16 protein-coding genes and 1 other annotated feature are annotated in these 16,393 nt (G+C 53.1%); of the genes, 6 read left to right on the top strand and 10 right to left on the bottom strand.

The genetic code is table 11. From position 1 onward, the window contains the following. The first annotated feature begins 121 nt into the window (after positions 1-121). From C5523_RS23375 to C5523_RS23385, 3 genes are read left to right on the top strand one after another with little or no spacing between them, the layout of a single operon-like run. Complete coding sequence (locus tag C5523_RS23375; RefSeq protein ID WP_039078284.1) at positions 122-1,195, top strand: iron ABC transporter permease; 1,074 nt, start codon at positions 122-124, stop codon at positions 1,193-1,195. Next, positions 1,192-1,968 (top strand): ABC transporter ATP-binding protein, encoded by a 777-nt coding sequence (locus C5523_RS23380; RefSeq protein ID WP_071193603.1) that lies wholly within the window; start codon positions 1,192-1,194, stop codon positions 1,966-1,968. Before C5523_RS23375 ends, C5523_RS23380 begins: the two co-directional genes overlap by 4 nt. A gap of 23 nt (positions 1,969-1,991) precedes the next feature. Next, a complete protein-coding gene (locus C5523_RS23385; protein ID WP_107224030.1) occupies positions 1,992-3,119 on the top strand; it encodes an ABC transporter substrate-binding protein in 1,128 nt (375 codons plus the stop codon). A 48-nt stretch (positions 3,120-3,167) separates the two neighbouring features. Here C5523_RS23385 and C5523_RS23390 read toward each other — a convergent pair whose 3' ends face one another. From C5523_RS23390 to tal, 3 genes are all read right to left on the bottom strand, one after another. Further along, positions 3,168-4,472: an MFS transporter gene (locus C5523_RS23390; RefSeq protein ID WP_039078281.1), complete on the bottom strand. Its 1,305-nt coding sequence runs from the start codon at positions 4,470-4,472 to the stop codon at positions 3,168-3,170. A gap of 126 nt (positions 4,473-4,598) precedes the next feature. Next, positions 4,599-5,186 carry a molybdopterin adenylyltransferase gene (mog, locus tag C5523_RS23395; protein ID WP_108702064.1) on the bottom strand — a complete coding sequence of 196 codons (588 nt, stop codon included), beginning with the start codon at positions 5,184-5,186 and terminating at the stop codon, positions 4,599-4,601. A 105-nt stretch (positions 5,187-5,291) separates the two neighbouring features. Next, positions 5,292-6,245 carry a transaldolase gene (gene tal, locus C5523_RS23400; protein WP_071193601.1) on the bottom strand — a complete coding sequence of 318 codons (954 nt, stop codon included), beginning with the start codon at positions 6,243-6,245 and terminating at the stop codon, positions 5,292-5,294. Positions 6,246-6,445: 200 nt separating this feature from the next. On the opposite strand from tal, the gene C5523_RS23405 reads away from it, so the two are divergent. Together C5523_RS23405 and yaaA are read left to right on the top strand one after the other, a co-directional pair. Further along, a complete protein-coding gene (locus C5523_RS23405; protein WP_039078278.1) occupies positions 6,446-7,873 on the top strand; it encodes a sodium:alanine symporter family protein in 1,428 nt (475 codons plus the stop codon). A 77-nt stretch (positions 7,874-7,950) separates the two neighbouring features. Continuing rightward, positions 7,951-8,724, top strand: a complete 774-nt coding sequence (gene yaaA / locus C5523_RS23410) for a peroxide stress protein YaaA (protein WP_108702065.1) — start codon at positions 7,951-7,953, stop codon at positions 8,722-8,724. A gap of 42 nt (positions 8,725-8,766) precedes the next feature. Here yaaA and C5523_RS23415 read toward each other — a convergent pair whose 3' ends face one another. The 7 genes from C5523_RS23415 to yjjY form a co-directional block, all read right to left on the bottom strand. Then, the gene (locus tag C5523_RS23415) at positions 8,767-9,060 is read right to left on the bottom strand and encodes a DUF2502 domain-containing protein (protein ID WP_039078276.1); all 294 of its coding nucleotides are present in this window, start codon (positions 9,058-9,060) and stop codon (positions 8,767-8,769) included. A gap of 223 nt (positions 9,061-9,283) precedes the next feature. Beyond that, a complete protein-coding gene (gene thrC / locus C5523_RS23420; RefSeq protein WP_039078275.1) occupies positions 9,284-10,570 on the bottom strand; it encodes a threonine synthase in 1,287 nt (428 codons plus the stop codon). 3 nt (positions 10,571-10,573) lie between these two features. Continuing rightward, the gene (gene thrB / locus C5523_RS23425; RefSeq protein WP_039078274.1) at positions 10,574-11,503 is read right to left on the bottom strand and encodes a homoserine kinase; all 930 of its coding nucleotides are present in this window, start codon (positions 11,501-11,503) and stop codon (positions 10,574-10,576) included. 1 nt (position 11,504) lies between these two features. Then, a complete protein-coding gene (thrA, locus tag C5523_RS23430; RefSeq protein WP_039078273.1) occupies positions 11,505-13,967 on the bottom strand; it encodes a bifunctional aspartate kinase/homoserine dehydrogenase I in 2,463 nt (820 codons plus the stop codon). Positions 13,968-13,991: 24 nt separating this feature from the next. Continuing rightward, positions 13,992-14,109 (bottom strand) — a sequence feature (Thr leader region). Next, the gene (gene thrL, locus C5523_RS23435) at positions 14,048-14,116 is read right to left on the bottom strand and encodes a thr operon leader peptide (protein ID WP_071846003.1); all 69 of its coding nucleotides are present in this window, start codon (positions 14,114-14,116) and stop codon (positions 14,048-14,050) included. It overlaps the preceding feature by 62 nt. 210 nt (positions 14,117-14,326) lie before the next feature. Beyond that, complete coding sequence (locus C5523_RS23440) at positions 14,327-15,013, bottom strand: tRNA/rRNA methyltransferase (protein ID WP_039078272.1); 687 nt, start codon at positions 15,011-15,013, stop codon at positions 14,327-14,329. Positions 15,014-15,412: 399 nt separating this feature from the next. After that, positions 15,413-15,553, bottom strand: coding sequence for a protein YjjY (gene yjjY / locus C5523_RS23450; protein WP_086870418.1), 141 nt, complete (start codon positions 15,551-15,553; stop codon positions 15,413-15,415). 95 nt (positions 15,554-15,648) lie between these two features. Here yjjY and arcA point away from each other — a divergent pair, with 95 nt between their 5' ends. Then, positions 15,649-16,365 (top strand): two-component system response regulator ArcA, encoded by a 717-nt coding sequence (gene arcA, locus C5523_RS23455; protein WP_039078271.1) that lies wholly within the window; start codon positions 15,649-15,651, stop codon positions 16,363-16,365. The last annotated feature ends 28 nt before the right edge of the window (positions 16,366-16,393 follow it).

Below are 16,393 nucleotides of genomic sequence, written 5' to 3' on the forward strand. Positions count from 1 at the left end.
ATAAGCATTATCATTTCTAATATGGTCGCCGGGAGCATCCCGGATATTGGATATCATGCAACAGCCTGAACAGGAACGTTGGGGGATACATCGATTCTGTTGTGTTGCATAAGGTAAGCCAATGAGTTCCCCTCTTGTCGCCAGTATCAAGCCTGACGAATCCGCCGTGTCGTCACATTACAGAAAAGTCGTGCTGCGGCGTTTTGCGCTGGCAGGCGCGATCCTGGCATTTATTCTCTTTTCACTGATTCTCGATTTCACTATTGGCCCTTCCGGGCTCTCTCTTTCCGCACTCTGGCATGCGCTGGTTGATGCCGGGTCTGCCGATGCGGGCACCCGCGTTATTGTCTGGGAGTTACGCCTGCCCATTGCCTTAATGGCGATCGTGGTCGGAATGGCGCTCGGTCTGGCGGGGGCTGAGATGCAAACCATCCTCAATAACCCGCTCGCCAGCCCGTTTACCCTCGGGGTCTCCTCCGCCGCGTCATTTGGTGCTGCGCTGGCTATCATTCTTGGCCTGGGTATTCCGGGCATTCCCGATCAGTGGGTTATCTCGGTTAACGCCTTTGTTTTCGCCCTGCTGGCCTGCTTTATTCTTGATGGCATTAGCCGCTGGACACGGGTGGCGACCTCCGGCGTAGTGCTGTTTGGCATTGCGCTGGTATTTACCTTCAATGCGCTGATCTCCATTCTGCAATTTGTGGCCAGCGAAGATACATTGCAGGGGCTCGTCTTCTGGACCATGGGCAGTCTGGCCCGCGCATCATGGGACAAGCTCGCAATTCTGAGCATCGCCCTGCTTCTCATCGTTCCGCTGTCGATGAAAAATGCCTGGAAGCTTACCGCCCTGCGTCTGGGGGAAGACCGGGCCGTCAGTTTTGGTATCAATGTGCGTCAACTGCGTATGGCGACGCTGCTGCGTATCAGCATCATCTCCGCGCTGACCGTGGCCTTTGTTGGGCCTGTTGGCTTTATTGGCCTGGTGGCGCCGCATATCTCGCGAATGCTGTTTGGTGAAGACCACCGCTTTTACCTGCCCGGCAGCATGTTGATTGGCGCACTGGTGCTCTCACTGGCGTCCGTGTTATCGAAGAACATTGTATCCGGCGTCATCATTCCCGTCGGTATTGTTACCTCCCTGGTCGGCGTCCCCTTCTTCCTGAGCATCATCATTCGCCATAGGGGGAATATATGACCGATGGACTGCGCATCCACGCCCTGCATACCGGCTATCGCAAAAAGAAAATTATCGATGGGCTAACCACCCCGATGCTGCCACGCGGGCAAATCACCGCCCTGCTGGGGCCGAATGGCTCCGGCAAGTCCACCCTGCTACGTGCGCTTGCCGATCTCAACCCGGCCCAGGGGCAACTGTGGCTGAATGGCGAAGATTTAATGGCCCTCTCCCCGGCAAAGCGGGCGCAAAAGGTGGTTTATCTGCCGCAATCCTTGCCACAGGGCGTGCATCTGCATGCGCTGGAGTCGATTATCGTCGCCCGACGCGCCAGCGGCTTCTATGGCGGCGATAACGTCGAACAGGAGGCCTACGACATTCTGCATAAGCTCGGTATTTCGCACCTGGCGATGAGCTTTTTAGACCAGCTTTCCGGCGGACAGAAACAGTTGATTGGCCTTGCCCAGTCGCTGATTCGCAAACCGGACCTGCTGCTGTTAGATGAGCCGCTGAGCGCACTCGATCTGAACTACCAGTTCCACGTAATGGACATCGTCGCCCGCGAAACGCGCCTGCGTAACATCGTGACGGTGGTGGTGATCCATGACATCAACATTGCGCTGCGCCATGCCGAATATGCGGTGATGTTAAAAAACGGCGCGCTGGTTGCCAGCGGCGTTCCAGGCGAGGTCGTCACGCCCGCGAACCTGGCGGCAGTCTACGGAGTAAAAGGCCGGGTCGAATATTGTTCGCAGGGACTACCACACGTGGTGGTCGATGGATTAACAACCTAAAACAGTCATAAGACGGGAAAGAGATGAATCTGAAAAAGACAATCATGGGGATCGCGCTGATCTTTGCCCCCCTGCTGGCGATGGCGCAAAACTGGCCGGTCACGGTGACGGATCTGGATAACCGCAGCGTCACGATCCCTAAGGAGCCGCAGCGCATCATCTTGCAGGATGGCCGCGATATCCTGGCGCTGGCGCTGCTGGAGCGCGACAATCCCTTTGCCAAAGTGGTGGCGTGGAACAACCTGCCGAAAAAACAGGATACGGAAACCTGGAACGTCCTTAAGCGCAAATGGCCGGAAGCCGAGAAGATCCTGGACATGCAGTTTTCGGATCAAGGGAATGTCGATCTGGAGACCATCATCTCGCGCCATCCGGATCTGATGATTGCCCAGCTCCGCGCTAAACCGTCCCTGGTACAGAGTGGTGTGCTGGCAAAACTGGAGGCACTGCATGTGCCGGTGGTGTTTGTCGATTACGAACTGCATCCGGTAGAAAACACCCTGCCAGGTATCGCGCTGCTCGGTAAAGTGCTCGGCCAAAATGAGCGCGCGCAACAGTACATTACTTTCTATCAGCAACGTCTGGATATGCTGCATCAGCGTCTGGCCAACGCTCACAAAAAACCGCTGGTGTTTATCGAACCGATCGCGGGTGTCGCAGGGCTGGATAATGGTTGCTGCTTTACCCATGCCCGTAATGGCTGGGGTGGTCTGGTCGAAGCGGCGGGCGGTGTGAACATTGGTTCACAACTGCTGCCAGGGGCAACCGGTAATGTGTCAGTGGAAAAAATCATCTCCATGAACCCGGACTACTACCTGATGACCGGTTCAAAACGCCCGGGCAAAGGAACGGCGATCATTCCGTTCGGCTACAACGTGGACGAAAAAGAAGTGGCTGCCGCCTTCAATGCCTTACTGGCACGCCAGGGGGTCAGCAGTATTCCTGCCGTTACTCAGGGCCATACCGGCGCGCTCTATCACCACTTCTACAATAATCCGTACAACATTATCGCGATTGAAACGTTAAGTAAGATTTTCTACCCGGAGCTGTTTAAAGACATCGATCCGCTGGCGGATTATCACACTATCATCAAGGACTTCACCCAGATCCCCGATGACAATATCGTCCTGAGCTACACGCCTTCGCACTAATCTTTCTCAGCGCCATCGTCCGATGGCGCTTTCTTTCCAAACGCGCACTTAGCGCGTGGATTTCGCCAACGCCGGGCTCTCGGTAGCGACCAGGTCCTGGCGCAGCCATAACCCCAGCCCCAGACCAATCAGCGACAGCGCCAGCACATACCAGGCGGGTGCCATTGGCGAAACCCCCATCAGCATCGTCACCGCAATCGGCGTCAGCCCGCCAAAAATGGCGTAAGAGACGTTATAAGAGAAGGAGATCCCGGTAAAACGCACTTCCGCCGGGAAAGCGCGAACCATCACATAGGGTACGGCCCCGACAACCCCAACGCAGAACCCGACCAGCCCATACAAGGCAAAAAGCTGCTCCGGGTGGCTGCCCGTCAGGTGATAGAAGAACCAGCTTGAGCAGGCCAGCATAATGCTGCCGACAATAAAAGTTTTGCTGGGGCCAACGCGATCCACCACCAGCCCGGCGGTCAAACAGCCGAAACAGAGCATAATGGTCGCGATACTGTTCGCCTGCAGGGTTAAGGCTGGCGCGAAACCATACTGTTTTTGCAGCCAGACGGGCGACATCAGAATCACCACTACGATCCCGGCCGACAGTAACCAGGTCAGCAGCATCGAGATCACTACCGCTTTCTTATGCTTCATGACGACGGCTTTCACCGGTAGCTCTTGCGCCAGTGCTTTACGCTGCTGCATTTCGAGGAAAATCGGCGTCTCTTGCAACCAACGGCGCAAATACATTGCCACCAGGCCAAACGCACCGCCCAGCAGAAAAGGTATACGCCATCCACCATCGTGAATCGCCTGCTGCGTCATGCTGGTATTGATCAGGGTAGCGACCACAGAGCCAAGCAGGATCCCCACCGTCAGCCCGGCGGTTAATGTTCCGCAGGCAATCCCGATACGGCGTTCCGGCACATGTTCCGCCACAAACACCCACGCACCCGGCACTTCGCCGCCAATCGCCGCCCCCTGCAAGACACGCATCAATAGCAGCAGCAACGGCGCAACGATACCCATAGAGGCATACGTTGGCAGCAAGCCAATCGCCAGCGTAGGCACCGCCATCAGCAAGATGCTCAGGGTGAACATCTTCTTACGCCCCACCAGATCGCCAAAATGGGCCATCACGATACCGCCCAGCGGGCGCGCCAGATAACCTGCGGCAAAGATGCCGAACGTCTGCACCTGACGCAGCCACTCCGGGATATCCGCCGGGAAAAACAGCTCACCGACAACGGCGGCAAAGAAGACAAAAATGATGAAGTCATAGAACTCAAGCGCACCGCCTAAGGCGGCAAGCGTGAGGGTTTTGTAATCCTGCTTATTGAGGGGACGTGTGTAGTTTGACATAGCGGACCATTTGTAAAGAGGAAGTGTTGATTTCGTTTTTACGCAAACTGTAAATTAAAAATTACTATACCGTAAATAAATCAACACTCCAGTGCCCGCATGACTTAATTTAAAAAACCACTATTTTTAGGATATTGTCTCGCGTCTTGCACTTTTTGGGCGAAAAGCCGCTACGATTTTGGGATCGGTCTCGATATAAGGCCCATCGAGAAGCTGTACACAATACGGTACACTGGCAAAAATACCCGGCACGGTTACCTGCCCGTCTGCCTGCTTCACCCCTTCAAGCGTCTCTTTGATGGATTTTGGCTGCCCCGGTAAATTGAGGATCAGCGCCTGCTTGCGAATCACCCCCACCTGGCGGGAGAGAATGGCGGTAGGTACAAAGTTGAGGCTGATTTGACGCATCTGTTCGCCAAACCCCGGCATTTCGCGGTCAGCAATGGCAAGTGTTGCATCAGGAGTGACATCACGGCGCGCAGGACCGGTGCCGCCCGTCGTCAGGACCAGATGGCAGCTCATCTCGTCCACTAGCTCACACAGTGTCTGTTCAATGATGCTCTGTTCGTCCGGAATAAGCCGCTTTTCGATGGTAAAAAGGGTGGTCAGCGCCTGCGCCAGCCACTCTTCCAGTGCCGGGAGGCCTTTATCCTGGTAAACACCGCTGGAGGCGCGATCGGAAACAGAAACTAAGCCAATGCGTAATGTATCCATATTCATTCCGTTCAAAAAAATAATGACTAACGGAAATGATACACGCTGAGGGGAAATGCAGACAGAGGGGAAAGTGTGGCCGGGTCTCCGGCCACACCTGAATGATTACAACAGATCGCCGATCATTTTTTCCAGTTTTTCCTGGTCAACAGCAAACTTACGGATACCATCCGCCAGTTTGTCTACTGCCATCGGATCCTGGTTGTGCTGCCAGAAGAATTGCGCTTCGGTAATACGTTCCGGGCGTGCTTTCACTTCGCCAGCATAGGACAGTTTACGTTCGATAGCGCCTTCGCTTTCCGCCAGCTCTTTCAGCAGGCCCGGAGCGATAGTCAGACGGTCACAGCCTGCCAGTTCCAGAATTTCACCGACGTTACGGAAGCTTGCGCCCATCACGACGGTTTCATAGCCGTGCTGTTTGTAGTACTGGTAGATTTCGGTTACGGAAACCACACCCGGATCTTCTGCCGGTGCGTACTCTTTTTTATCCGTGTTGGCTTTGTACCAGTCGAGGATACGGCCCACAAACGGGGAAATCAGATAAACGCCAGCTTCTGCACAGGCACGTGCCTGGGCGAAAGAGAACAGCAGCGTCAGGTTACAGTTGATGCCTTCTTTTTCCAGTTGTTCAGCCGCGCGAATACCCTGCCAGGTAGAAGCCAGCTTGATCAGGATGCGATCGTTGCTGATACCCGCGTCGTTATACAGTTTGATCAGGCGTTTTGCTTTCGCGATGGACGCGTCGGTGTCATAGGAAAGGCGTGCGTCAACTTCGGTAGAAATGCGACCAGGGATCAGTTTGAGAATTTCCAGACCGATATTCACCGCCAGTTTGTCCGTTGCGTCTACTACTTGCTGCGCGCGGTCGCTGCTCTGTTCTTTCGCCCAGGCAATAGCGTCATCAATCAGTTTGCGGTATTCAGGGATTTGGGCAGCGCCAAGAATCAGAGAAGGGTTGGTGGTAGCGTCCTGCGGCTGGTACAGCTTCATCGCCGCGATATCTCCGGTGTCAGCAACAACAGTTGTGTATTGACGCAGAGAAGTCAATTTATCCGTCATGATAGTGTTTCTCTTTGAACTTGTTAGGGGGATGTAACCGGTCTGCCCTGATGATAACACGACGCCCTGCCAGCGCAACCGCAGACATTGCGCACGCGCGGTATGGTAAACTAGATTTATTAATTGCCTGCAAAGTAGTGCTTTATTAATAATAGCGCTGCTTATTAACCTGCGAACCGGCATAGACAAGAGGGATGTTAATGCCTGAATTCTTTTCTTTTATCAGTGAAATACTTTGGGGTTCATTGATGCTCTACCTGCTGCTTGCGGCAGGTATCTGGTTTGCTTTTAAAAGCAAATTTGTACCGTTTCGCCTGATTGGCGACTTCTACCATAATCTCAAACATAGCCGCGCCCAGTCGGGTGGACTGACGTCGTATCAGGCGCTGTTTCTCAGTCTTGCCGGACGAATGGGGTCCGGTAATTTAGCCGGTGTGGCGTTAGCGATTACGGCAGGCGGCCCCGGCGCGATTTTCTGGATGTGGATATCGGCCTTGATTGGCATGGCAACGTGTTTCGCCGAAAGCACACTGGCGCAACTCTACAAAGAACGCGACGCCAACCAGCAATTTCGCGGCGGTCCTGCATGGTACATGGCGCGAGGCCTTGGCATGCGTTGGATGGGCGTGCTGTTTTCCGTATTCCTGCTGTTGGTTTACGGGCTGTTATTCAATACCATTCAGGCCAATTCGGTAGCGAATGCCGTCCATTTTGCCTGGCATTTTAATGAGATTTACACCGGTCTTATTTTTGCTGGAATGATTCTGCTATTGATCACGAAAAGCATGAAACAGATTGCTCGCATCATGCAGTGGGTGGTCCCGATCATGGCCCTGGCCTGGGTAATGACCAGTGTCGGTATTGGCATTGCGCACTTCACCGCACTGCCGGAGATGTTCGCCAATATTGTGAAAAGTGCCTTTGGCTGGCAGGAAGCGGCGGCAGGTACCATGGGTTACACGCTTAGCCAGGCGCTCACCAGCGGTTTTCAACGCAGTATGTACTCCAACGAGGCAGGGATGGGCTCAACGCCGAATGCCGCCGCAGCCGCGGCTTCATCTCCCCCTCATCCTGCCGCTCAGGGCTTCGTGCAGATGGTCGGCGTAATTGTCGACACGTTTTTGGTGTGCACCGCCAGCGCGTTTATTCTTCTCCTGGCAAAGGATACGCCAACAGATAACCCAATCATTGGCGTCCAGATAGTTCAGGAAGCGATGGTAGCCCTGACGGGTTCATGGGGAGCCAGCTTTGTCGCCGTCATCATCATCATGTTTGCGTTTAATTCCATTATCGCCAATTACGTTTACGCCGAAAATAATCTCATTTTCCTGCGTATGAACAGCAGGCGTAATATTTGGCTGTTGCGTATCGGGATCTTACTGATGGTGTTGATCGGCTCTCAATTGCGCATCCCGTTACTCTGGCATGTGGCAGATGTAATGATGGCGTTTATGGCTATCACTAACATGACGGCGATTCTGCTACTGTCTCCCGTCGTCACCCTTATCGCCGCCGATTATCTACGCCAGCGCAAGATGGGAGTGATGCCAGTGTTCGATCCGAAGCGTTATCCGGATATTAACCAGCAGCTCGCGCCCGGCGCATGGGATGATAAAACGGGATCGTAAATGACAATCGCAACTATTGATCAATTGCAGGCCGTTTTTTGTTACAGTCAGCGGAAATTTTCCTGCAAGGACTGACTATGCTGATTCTCATCTCGCCCGCGAAAACGCTGGATTATCAAAGTGAGCTGGCCACTACGCGCTACACACAGCCTGAATTGCTGGATTATTCGCAGCAGTTGATTAAGGTTGCGCGTAAGCTTAGCGCGCAGCAAATCAAAGCCCTGATGGGTATCAGCGATAAGCTTGCCGACCTGAACACCACCCGCTTTCATGACTGGCAGCCGGACTTTACGCCGAAAAACGCCCGCCAGGCCATTCTGGCCTTTAAAGGCGATGTCTATACCGGCCTGCAGGCGGAAACCTTCACCGAGGCTGATTTCGATTTTGCACAGCAGCATTTGCGTATGCTCTCTGGTTTGTATGGCGTTTTGCGTCCACTGGACCTGATGCAGCCTTACCGTCTGGAGATGGGGATCCGCCTGGAAAATGCGAAGGGGAAGGATCTTTATCAGTTCTGGGGCGAGGTCATCACCAATACGCTGAACGACGCCATTAAGGCGCAGGGCGATGACATCGTGGTGAATCTGGCATCCGATGAGTACTTTAAGTCAGTCAAAACGCAAAAACTGAACGCGCAAATTATCAAACCCGTCTTTCTGGACGAGAAAAATGGCAAGTTTAAGGTCATTAGTTTTTACGCCAAAAAAGCACGCGGCCTGATGAGTCGTTACATCATTGAAAACCGCCTGACAAAACCAGAGCAGTTAACCGCGTTTGATAGCGAAGGCTATTTCTTTGATGAAGAACTGTCCGGCAAGGGCGAATTGGTCTTTAAACGTCACGAACAGTAAGGCTGTGGCCCCCTCTCTGAGGAGGGGGCAGGATAAGCGAGATTAATCGCGGCGCCAGTCCGGCCCAGGACGATGGTCATCGTGGCGATCATCATGATAGTCGCCACGGAAGTCGCGACGGTCGTCACCGTGCGGGCGCCAGTGGTTTTCGCGCCATTCGTAGTGTCTGTGCCACCAGTCATGGTCGCGCCAGTGGCCGCCATCCCAGTAGTTGCCGTGACGATCCTGATCGCCGATTTGCAGTTTTACTGCTGGCACAAGGGTAATTTCAGCAGCCTGTGCCGCCAGCGGAGCCACCATCAACAACGAAAGCGCGAAGAATACAGGTTTCAACATGGGTTACTCCTTTGTTCATCTTGCCCGTAGTGGGCCGATGTGAGGAGCTTAAGCAAAGTGATGGCGGCTTGTTATTCTCTGCAATCCTAATCTCTAAGCGCCCGCATTTTATGGGAATTCCTCCGTTTTTCCTGCCATATTCCTCCTTAATTTCTCCGTATTCAGGCGTAAAAAAACCGGGCAGCGATTACGCTCACCCGGTTCTGGTTTGAGACGAAGCGGATTACGCTTTGCTCATCATCAGTTTACGCAGTTCAGCGAAGTCAGCAGGCAGATGGTGCGACAGCAGTTCCAGATCTGCACGCTCTGCCAGTTCTTTCGGCAATGGCAGTGTTTCGCCGAGAATCTCTTCGACGCTCTCTTTGAATTTCGCCGGATGCGCGGTCCCCAGGAACAGGCCGTACTCGCCCGGATGCAGTTGATCGCGCAGCGCACGGTAAGCAATGGCCGCATGCGGTTCAGAGAGATAGCCCTTACCTTTCAGTTCACGCATCGTCTCTTTGGTCGTTTCGTCGTCCACTGCGGCATAGCCCAGTTCGTTCAGGCGCCAGATTTTACGGCGGAACAGCTCTTCCACGCGCGGCCAGTTGTTCGGCTGGCTGACGTCCATCGCGTTCGACAGGGTTGCCTGTGTCGCTTTTGGCTTCCACTCACCGTCCTGCAGGAAGCGCGGTACGGTGTCATTTGCATTGGTCGCCGCGATAAAACGCTTAATGGGCAGCCCAAGCGATTTCGCCAACAGGCCCGCCGTTAAGTCGCCAAAGTTGCCGCTTGGCACGGAAACAACCAGCTGATTACGCGCCTCTTGTGGCAGTTGCGCCACCGCTTCAAAGTAGTAGCAAATCTGCGCCAGCAGGCGGCTAATGTTGATTGAGTTCGCTGAGTTCAGGCCCAGCGCCACTTTCAGTTCTTCATCATCAAAAGCCTGTTTTACCAGTGCCTGACAGGCGTCGAAATCCGCATCAATGGCGACGGTTTCGATATTGCCACCCAGCGTACAGAACAGTTTTTCCTGTAGCGGACTGATTTTTCCGTTCGGGTAAAGGATCACGACACGAACGTTTTTCAGGCCGTAGAAGGCATGCGCCACTGCCGCCCCGGTATCACCAGAGGTCGCAGTCAGGATCGTCACCGGCTTGTCGCCGCTGATGGTGGTCAGCATTTGCGCCATAAAGCGCCCACCGAAGTCTTTAAACGCCAGCGTCGGGCCATGAAACAGCTCCAGGCAACCAACATCGCTCTCAACCGGCTGTACGGGCGCCGGGAACGCAAACGCATCCCGAACGCGTGCTTCCAGAATGTCCTGCGGAATTTCATCACCGATGAACGCCCCGAGGATTTTGGCGCTGCGCGCAACGAAATCCATGGTCAGCATGTCATCAATTTCAGTCAGGCTGAATTCCGGCAGGTCATGCGGGAAAAACAGCCCCTGGTTCTTGCCAAGCCCTTGCGTGACGGCCTGCGCGAAGCTGACCTGTTCGTTGTGATCTTTTAAGTTATAGAGTTTCATTGGTTATCCCACTACTCGTGCACCCGTCGTGTCCAGACGGCAAATATGAACAAAGCCTTCCTGATTTTGCAAATAGTGTTTGCTCAGCCAGTCTGCCACACGTTGCGCGGTTTCCGTTTTATCGCACAACGCAAAAAGCGTTGGGCCGGAACCAGAAATACCACAGGAGAGCGCACCCATTTCGGCGACCGCCTGACGTGCCTCATTAAACCCAGGCAATAATTTCATGCGATACGGCTCAGCAATAACATCTTTCATCAGCTTCGCCGCAAGCTGGGGCTGACGGGAATAGCAGGCGTGAATAAAGCCCGCCAGATGCCGACCATGAGCAATACAGTCCTGACGACGATACTGCGCAGGCAGGATAGCGCGGGCCTCCGCGGTAGAAACTTTGATGCCCGGATAGGCCAGCACCCACAGCCATTCATCAAAGCCTGGCACCTGCTGGCTGATAATGCCGTTTTCCTCGATCATCAATTGCATGCCGCCAAGGTAGCAAGGCGCAACGTTGTCGTAATGCACGCTGCCGGAAATGCGCCCTTCCAGCTCGCCCATCAGCGCCAGCATTCGCGTCTCATTTAACGGTTTACCGCAATACTCGTTCATTGCCACCAGCGCCGCGACAACAGAACAGGCACTGGAGCCCAGCCCTGAGCCAATCGGCATGTTTTTTTCCAGTGTCATTGCCACAGGAACCGTTTTGCCAATCTCCTGGCAGAAACGCTCCCAGCACTGGTAGACAATATTTTCACGAGGCTCTGTCGGCAGTTTGCTGGCAAAACGCCCCAGATTTTTCAGGCTAAAACTGTCCGCCGCCTCAACTGAGACATTATCACCCAACAGCGTGCCATCTATCGGCGTCACCGCGGCGCCCAACACATCAAAACCCACGCTCATATTGGCGCTGGAGGCCGGAGCATATACTTTCACCATCTTAAACTCCCAACTTCCAGGACAGCGTACGCAGCAAGTCTGCAAACACCCCTGCCGCAGTAACATCATTGCCCGCACCATAGCCACGCAGGACCAGCGGCAGCGGTTGGTAATAGTGGCTATAAAACGCAAGGGCGTTTTCGCCGTTTTTCACCTTGAACAGCGGATCGTTACCGTCCACTTCGGCAATTTTCACCCGACAGGTGCCATCCTCTTCGATGTTGCCGACGTAGCGCAGCACTTTGCCTTCGTCGCGCGCTTTCGCCACACGATCGGCGAAGTGATCATCAAGCTGCGGCAGACGCGCCATAAAACTTTCAACGTCACCGCTGTCGTCGAATGTAGCTGGCAGCACAGGTTCAATCACAATATCGGAAAGCTCCAGCTCACGCCCGGTTTCACGAGCCAGGATCAGGAGCTTACGCGCCACGTCCATACCGGAAAGATCGTCACGAGGATCAGGTTCGGTGTAACCCATTTCACGTGCGATCTTAGTCGCATCTGACAGGCTCATCCCTTCATCGAGTTTACCGAAAATAAACGATAGCGAGCCAGAAAGAATGCCGGAGAAACGTTGTAACTCATCACCCGCATTGAGCAGGTTTTGCAGGTTTTCGATAACCGGCAAGCCCGCGCCCACGTTGGTGTCATAGAGGAACTTACGGCGTGATTTCGCCGCCGCATGGCGCAACTGATGGTAGTAAGCCATCGATGAGGTGTTGGCCTTTTTGTTGGGCGTCACCACATGAAAACCTTCACGCAGGAAGTCGGCATACTGATCGGCCACTGCCTGGTGTGACGTACAATCTACAATAACCGGGTTCAGCAGGTGATATTCCTTCACCAGACGAATCAAACGGCCCAGGTTGAAAGGCTCTTTGGCCTCGGCAAGCTCAGACTGCCAGTTTTCCAGATTTAACCCGTGTACGTTGGTAAGCAACGCTTTCGAGTTTGCCACGCCGCAGACGCGCAAATCGATATGCTTACTTTTGAGCCATGCCTGCTGACGCTTAAGCTGTTCGAGCAGCGCACCACCAACACCGCCCACGCCAATCACAAACACTTCAATAACCTGATCGGTGTTGAACAGCATCTGGTGCGTGACGCGCACACCCGTAGTGGCATCATCGTTGCTCACCACGACAGAAATCGAACGCTCGGAAGATCCTTGCGCGATCGCCACGATGTTGATATTGGCGCGCGCCAGTGCAGCAAAGAATTTCGCGGAAATGCCACGCAGAGTACGCATGCCGTCACCCACGACAGAGATGATAGCCAGACGCTCCATCACGGCCAGTGGCTCCAGCAACCCTTCTTTCAGTTCCAGATAAAATTCATCGCCCATTGCACGCTGCGCGCGGACGCAATCGGATTGCGGTACACAGAAGCTGATGCTGTATTCAGAGGAGGACTGGGTAATCAGCACGACAGAAATACCCGCACGCGACATCGCGGCAAACACGCGCGCCGCCATGCCAACCATGCCTTTCATCCCCGGACCTGAAACACTGAACATCGCCATATTATTCAGGTTGGAAATACCTTTGACCGGCAGGCCATCCTCGTCAGAGGTGGCGCCAATCAGAGTACCGGGAGCCTGCGGGTTACCGGTATTTTTAATGAGGCAAGGGATCTGGAACTGAGCGATAGGGGTAATGGTACGCGGGTGGAGCACTTTCGCACCGAAGTAGGAGAGTTCCATCGCTTCCTGGTACGACATGGATTTCAGCAGACGGGCATCCGGTACCTGGCGTGGATCACAGGTGTAGACACCGTCAACATCGGTCCAGATTTCACAACAATCCGCACGCAGGCAAGCAGCCAGAACCGCAGCGGAGTAATCAGAACCATTACGCCCCAGAACAACCAGCTCACCTTTTTCGTTTCCGGCAGTGAACCCTGCCATCAACACCATATGGTCGGACGGGATACGGCTGGCGGCGATGCGGCGCGTTGACTCCGCAATATCCACCGTAGACTCAAGATAGTGCCCAATAGCCAGCAGTTTCTCGACCGGATCAATCACACTCACCTTATGACCGCGCGCTTCAAGCAACCCCGCCATAATGGCGATGGAGAGCTTTTCGCCACGGCAGATCAGCGCCGCATTGATGCTGTCAGGGCACTGCCCCAGCAGGCTTATCCCATGCAAGACGTGTTTGATCTGCGCAAATTCTTGTTCGACAAAGGTTTTTAACTGTGCGAGGGGAAAACCAGGCTGTGCATCCGCCAATCCTTGCAGTAGCTCAGAAAAAATACGTTCGGCATCGCTAATATTTGGTACGGCATCCTGACCTCCGATCGTTTTTTCGATCATGGCGACCAGGTGATTGGTGATTTTCGCCGGGGCAGATAACACAGTTGCCACCTGCCCCTGCCTGGCATTGCTCTCCAGGATGTCGGCAACACGCAGAAACCTTTCCGCATTTGCCACTGATGTACCGCCGAACTTCAACACTCGCATGGTATTACCCCTTGATCTTTGCTCGAAAAAAAAGCCCGCACTGTTCAGGTGCGGGCTTTTTTCTGTGTTTCCTGTACGCGTCAGCCCGCACCGTTACCTGTGGTAATGGTGGTGGTAATAATAATGGTGACGGTGCTGGTGCGTTTCATGGATGTTGTGTGCTCTGTAATTTTATTCTGTCTGTGCTCTGCCTATATTGGTTAAAGTATCTGCCGCCTTAAGTCAACGAATTTTTAGTTTTCAGCTATTTTGCGCAACCTTCCGCTACGCCCGCGACTTATTAACTTATCATAGGTAAAGACCATACAAACCGCACCATTGCAGTGACTTAATCCATAAAACATTATTATGGCAGTGATTTACTCGGCGAGTTTTTTTTCAATGTCGTGGAGCAAACGGTGCAACATTGCGGTGTCTCGCTGCTCCAGCATCCCCACACGCTGATCCAGCCAGTCGGCCATTTTCATGTCATCCGCCACATCGAGTTTTTCGAGCAACGCGCGCGCCCGCAGACGTAAAGCACGAAGCTGGTTATCATCACGTTGCGTTACCACTTTGGGAGCATTTTGTATTAAAGATGCTAATTGATAACAATAAACCATGACGGCCTGCCCCAGATTGAGTGAAGGATAATCGGCCACCATCGGCACACCCGTCAAAATGTCTGCAAGCGCCAGTTCGTCATTTGTCAGGCCCGAATCTTCCCGGCCAAACACCAGTGCGGCGGCGGGGAGCCACGCGCTTTTTTCCGCCAGAAGCGGTACCAGTTCCGCAGGCGTTGCGTAGTAATGGAATTTAGCGCGACTTCGCGCCGTCGTGGCGACGGTGAATGAAATATCGGCCAGCGCATCGGATAATGCAGAATAAGTTTTAATATTATCAAGCACATCCCCGGCACCATGTGCGACACGGCGAGCGCCTTCCTGTAAATGGGCATCGCTGTCGACAATGCGCAGATCTGTGAAACCCATCGTTTTCATCGCGCGCGCGGCAGCGCCAACATTCTCCGCTCTGGCGGGAGAAACCAATACAATGGCCAGGTGCATTTTTACTCTCTTTTTTATCATACCGACGCGCGAGCGAAGGGTAATGTCAGCATATTTCGCTTCGCGAATTTACAATTTTGTAACAGCAATCACTGAATTTCGTCTTGCCAACGGTTAAAAAAAGCTAAACTGTTGACTGGCGGTATTAACCGCTGAAATGTTAACAGAAAGTGCTTATCCCTATGTTTCTTCATGGCATTTTAATTATGAATCTGAATCTCCTATTGGATTCAACTTATTTATCAATTAATATCCGCAACTAGTTGGTTTATTGAAAAATTGTGATAATCGCTAGCATTTAGATATCAAGATTTCACCAAACTGTTAACGTGCTACAATTGAACTTGATATATGTCAACGAAGCGTAGTTTTATTGGGTGTCCCTTGCGTCTTAGCCTGTTATGTTGCTGTTAAAATGGTTAGGATGACAGCCGTTTTTGACACTGTCGGGTTCAAAGGGAAAGTGCCCACGACCAAGCTAATGATGTTGTTGACGTTGATGGAAAGTGCATCAAGAACGCAATTACGTACTTTAGTCATGTTACGCCGTTCATGTTAATTTGCGACATGTACCAGGCTGGTCAGGGACTTTTGTACTTCCTGTTTCGATTTAGTTGGCAATTTAGGTAGCAAACATGCAGACCCCGCACATTCTTATCGTTGAAGACGAGTTGGTAACACGCAACACGTTGAAAAGCATCTTCGAAGCGGAAGGTTACGATGTCTTTGAAGCGACAGATGGCGCTGAAATGCATCAGATCCTCTCCGAAAATGATATCAACCTGGTGATTATGGATATCAATCTGCCAGGTAAAAATGGCCTTTTACTTGCCCGTGAATTACGCGAGCAAGCGAATGTCGCACTGATGTTCCTGACCGGTCGTGACAACGAAGTAGACAAAATCCTGGGCCTCGAAATCGGTGCGGATGACTACATCACCAAACCGTTTAACCCGCGTGAACTGACTATCCGTGCGCGTAACCTGCTGTCCCGTACCATGAATTTGGGCACCATCAGCGAAGAGCGCCGCAGTGTCGACAGCTATAAGTTTAATGGCTGGGAACTGGATATTAACAGCCGCTCACTGATCAGCCCTAATGGCGAACAGTATAAGCTGCCGCGTAGCGAATTCCGTGCGATGCTGCATTTCTGCGAAAACCCGGGCAAGATCCAATCCCGCGCCGAATTGCTGAAAAAAATGACCGGGCGTGAGCTGAAACCACACGACCGTACGGTTGACGTCACCATCCGTCGCATCCGTAAGCATTTTGAATCCACGCCGGACACACCGGAAATCATCGCGACGATCCACGGTGAAGGTTACCGTTTCTGCGGTGATCTGCAGGAATAATCCTCCTTCAAAAAAAAAAGCGGCGCCT

The sequence above is a fragment of the Phytobacter sp. SCO41 genome, assembly GCF_003073275.1.
Classification (GTDB): Bacteria; Pseudomonadota; Gammaproteobacteria; order Enterobacterales; family Enterobacteriaceae; genus Phytobacter; species Phytobacter diazotrophicus.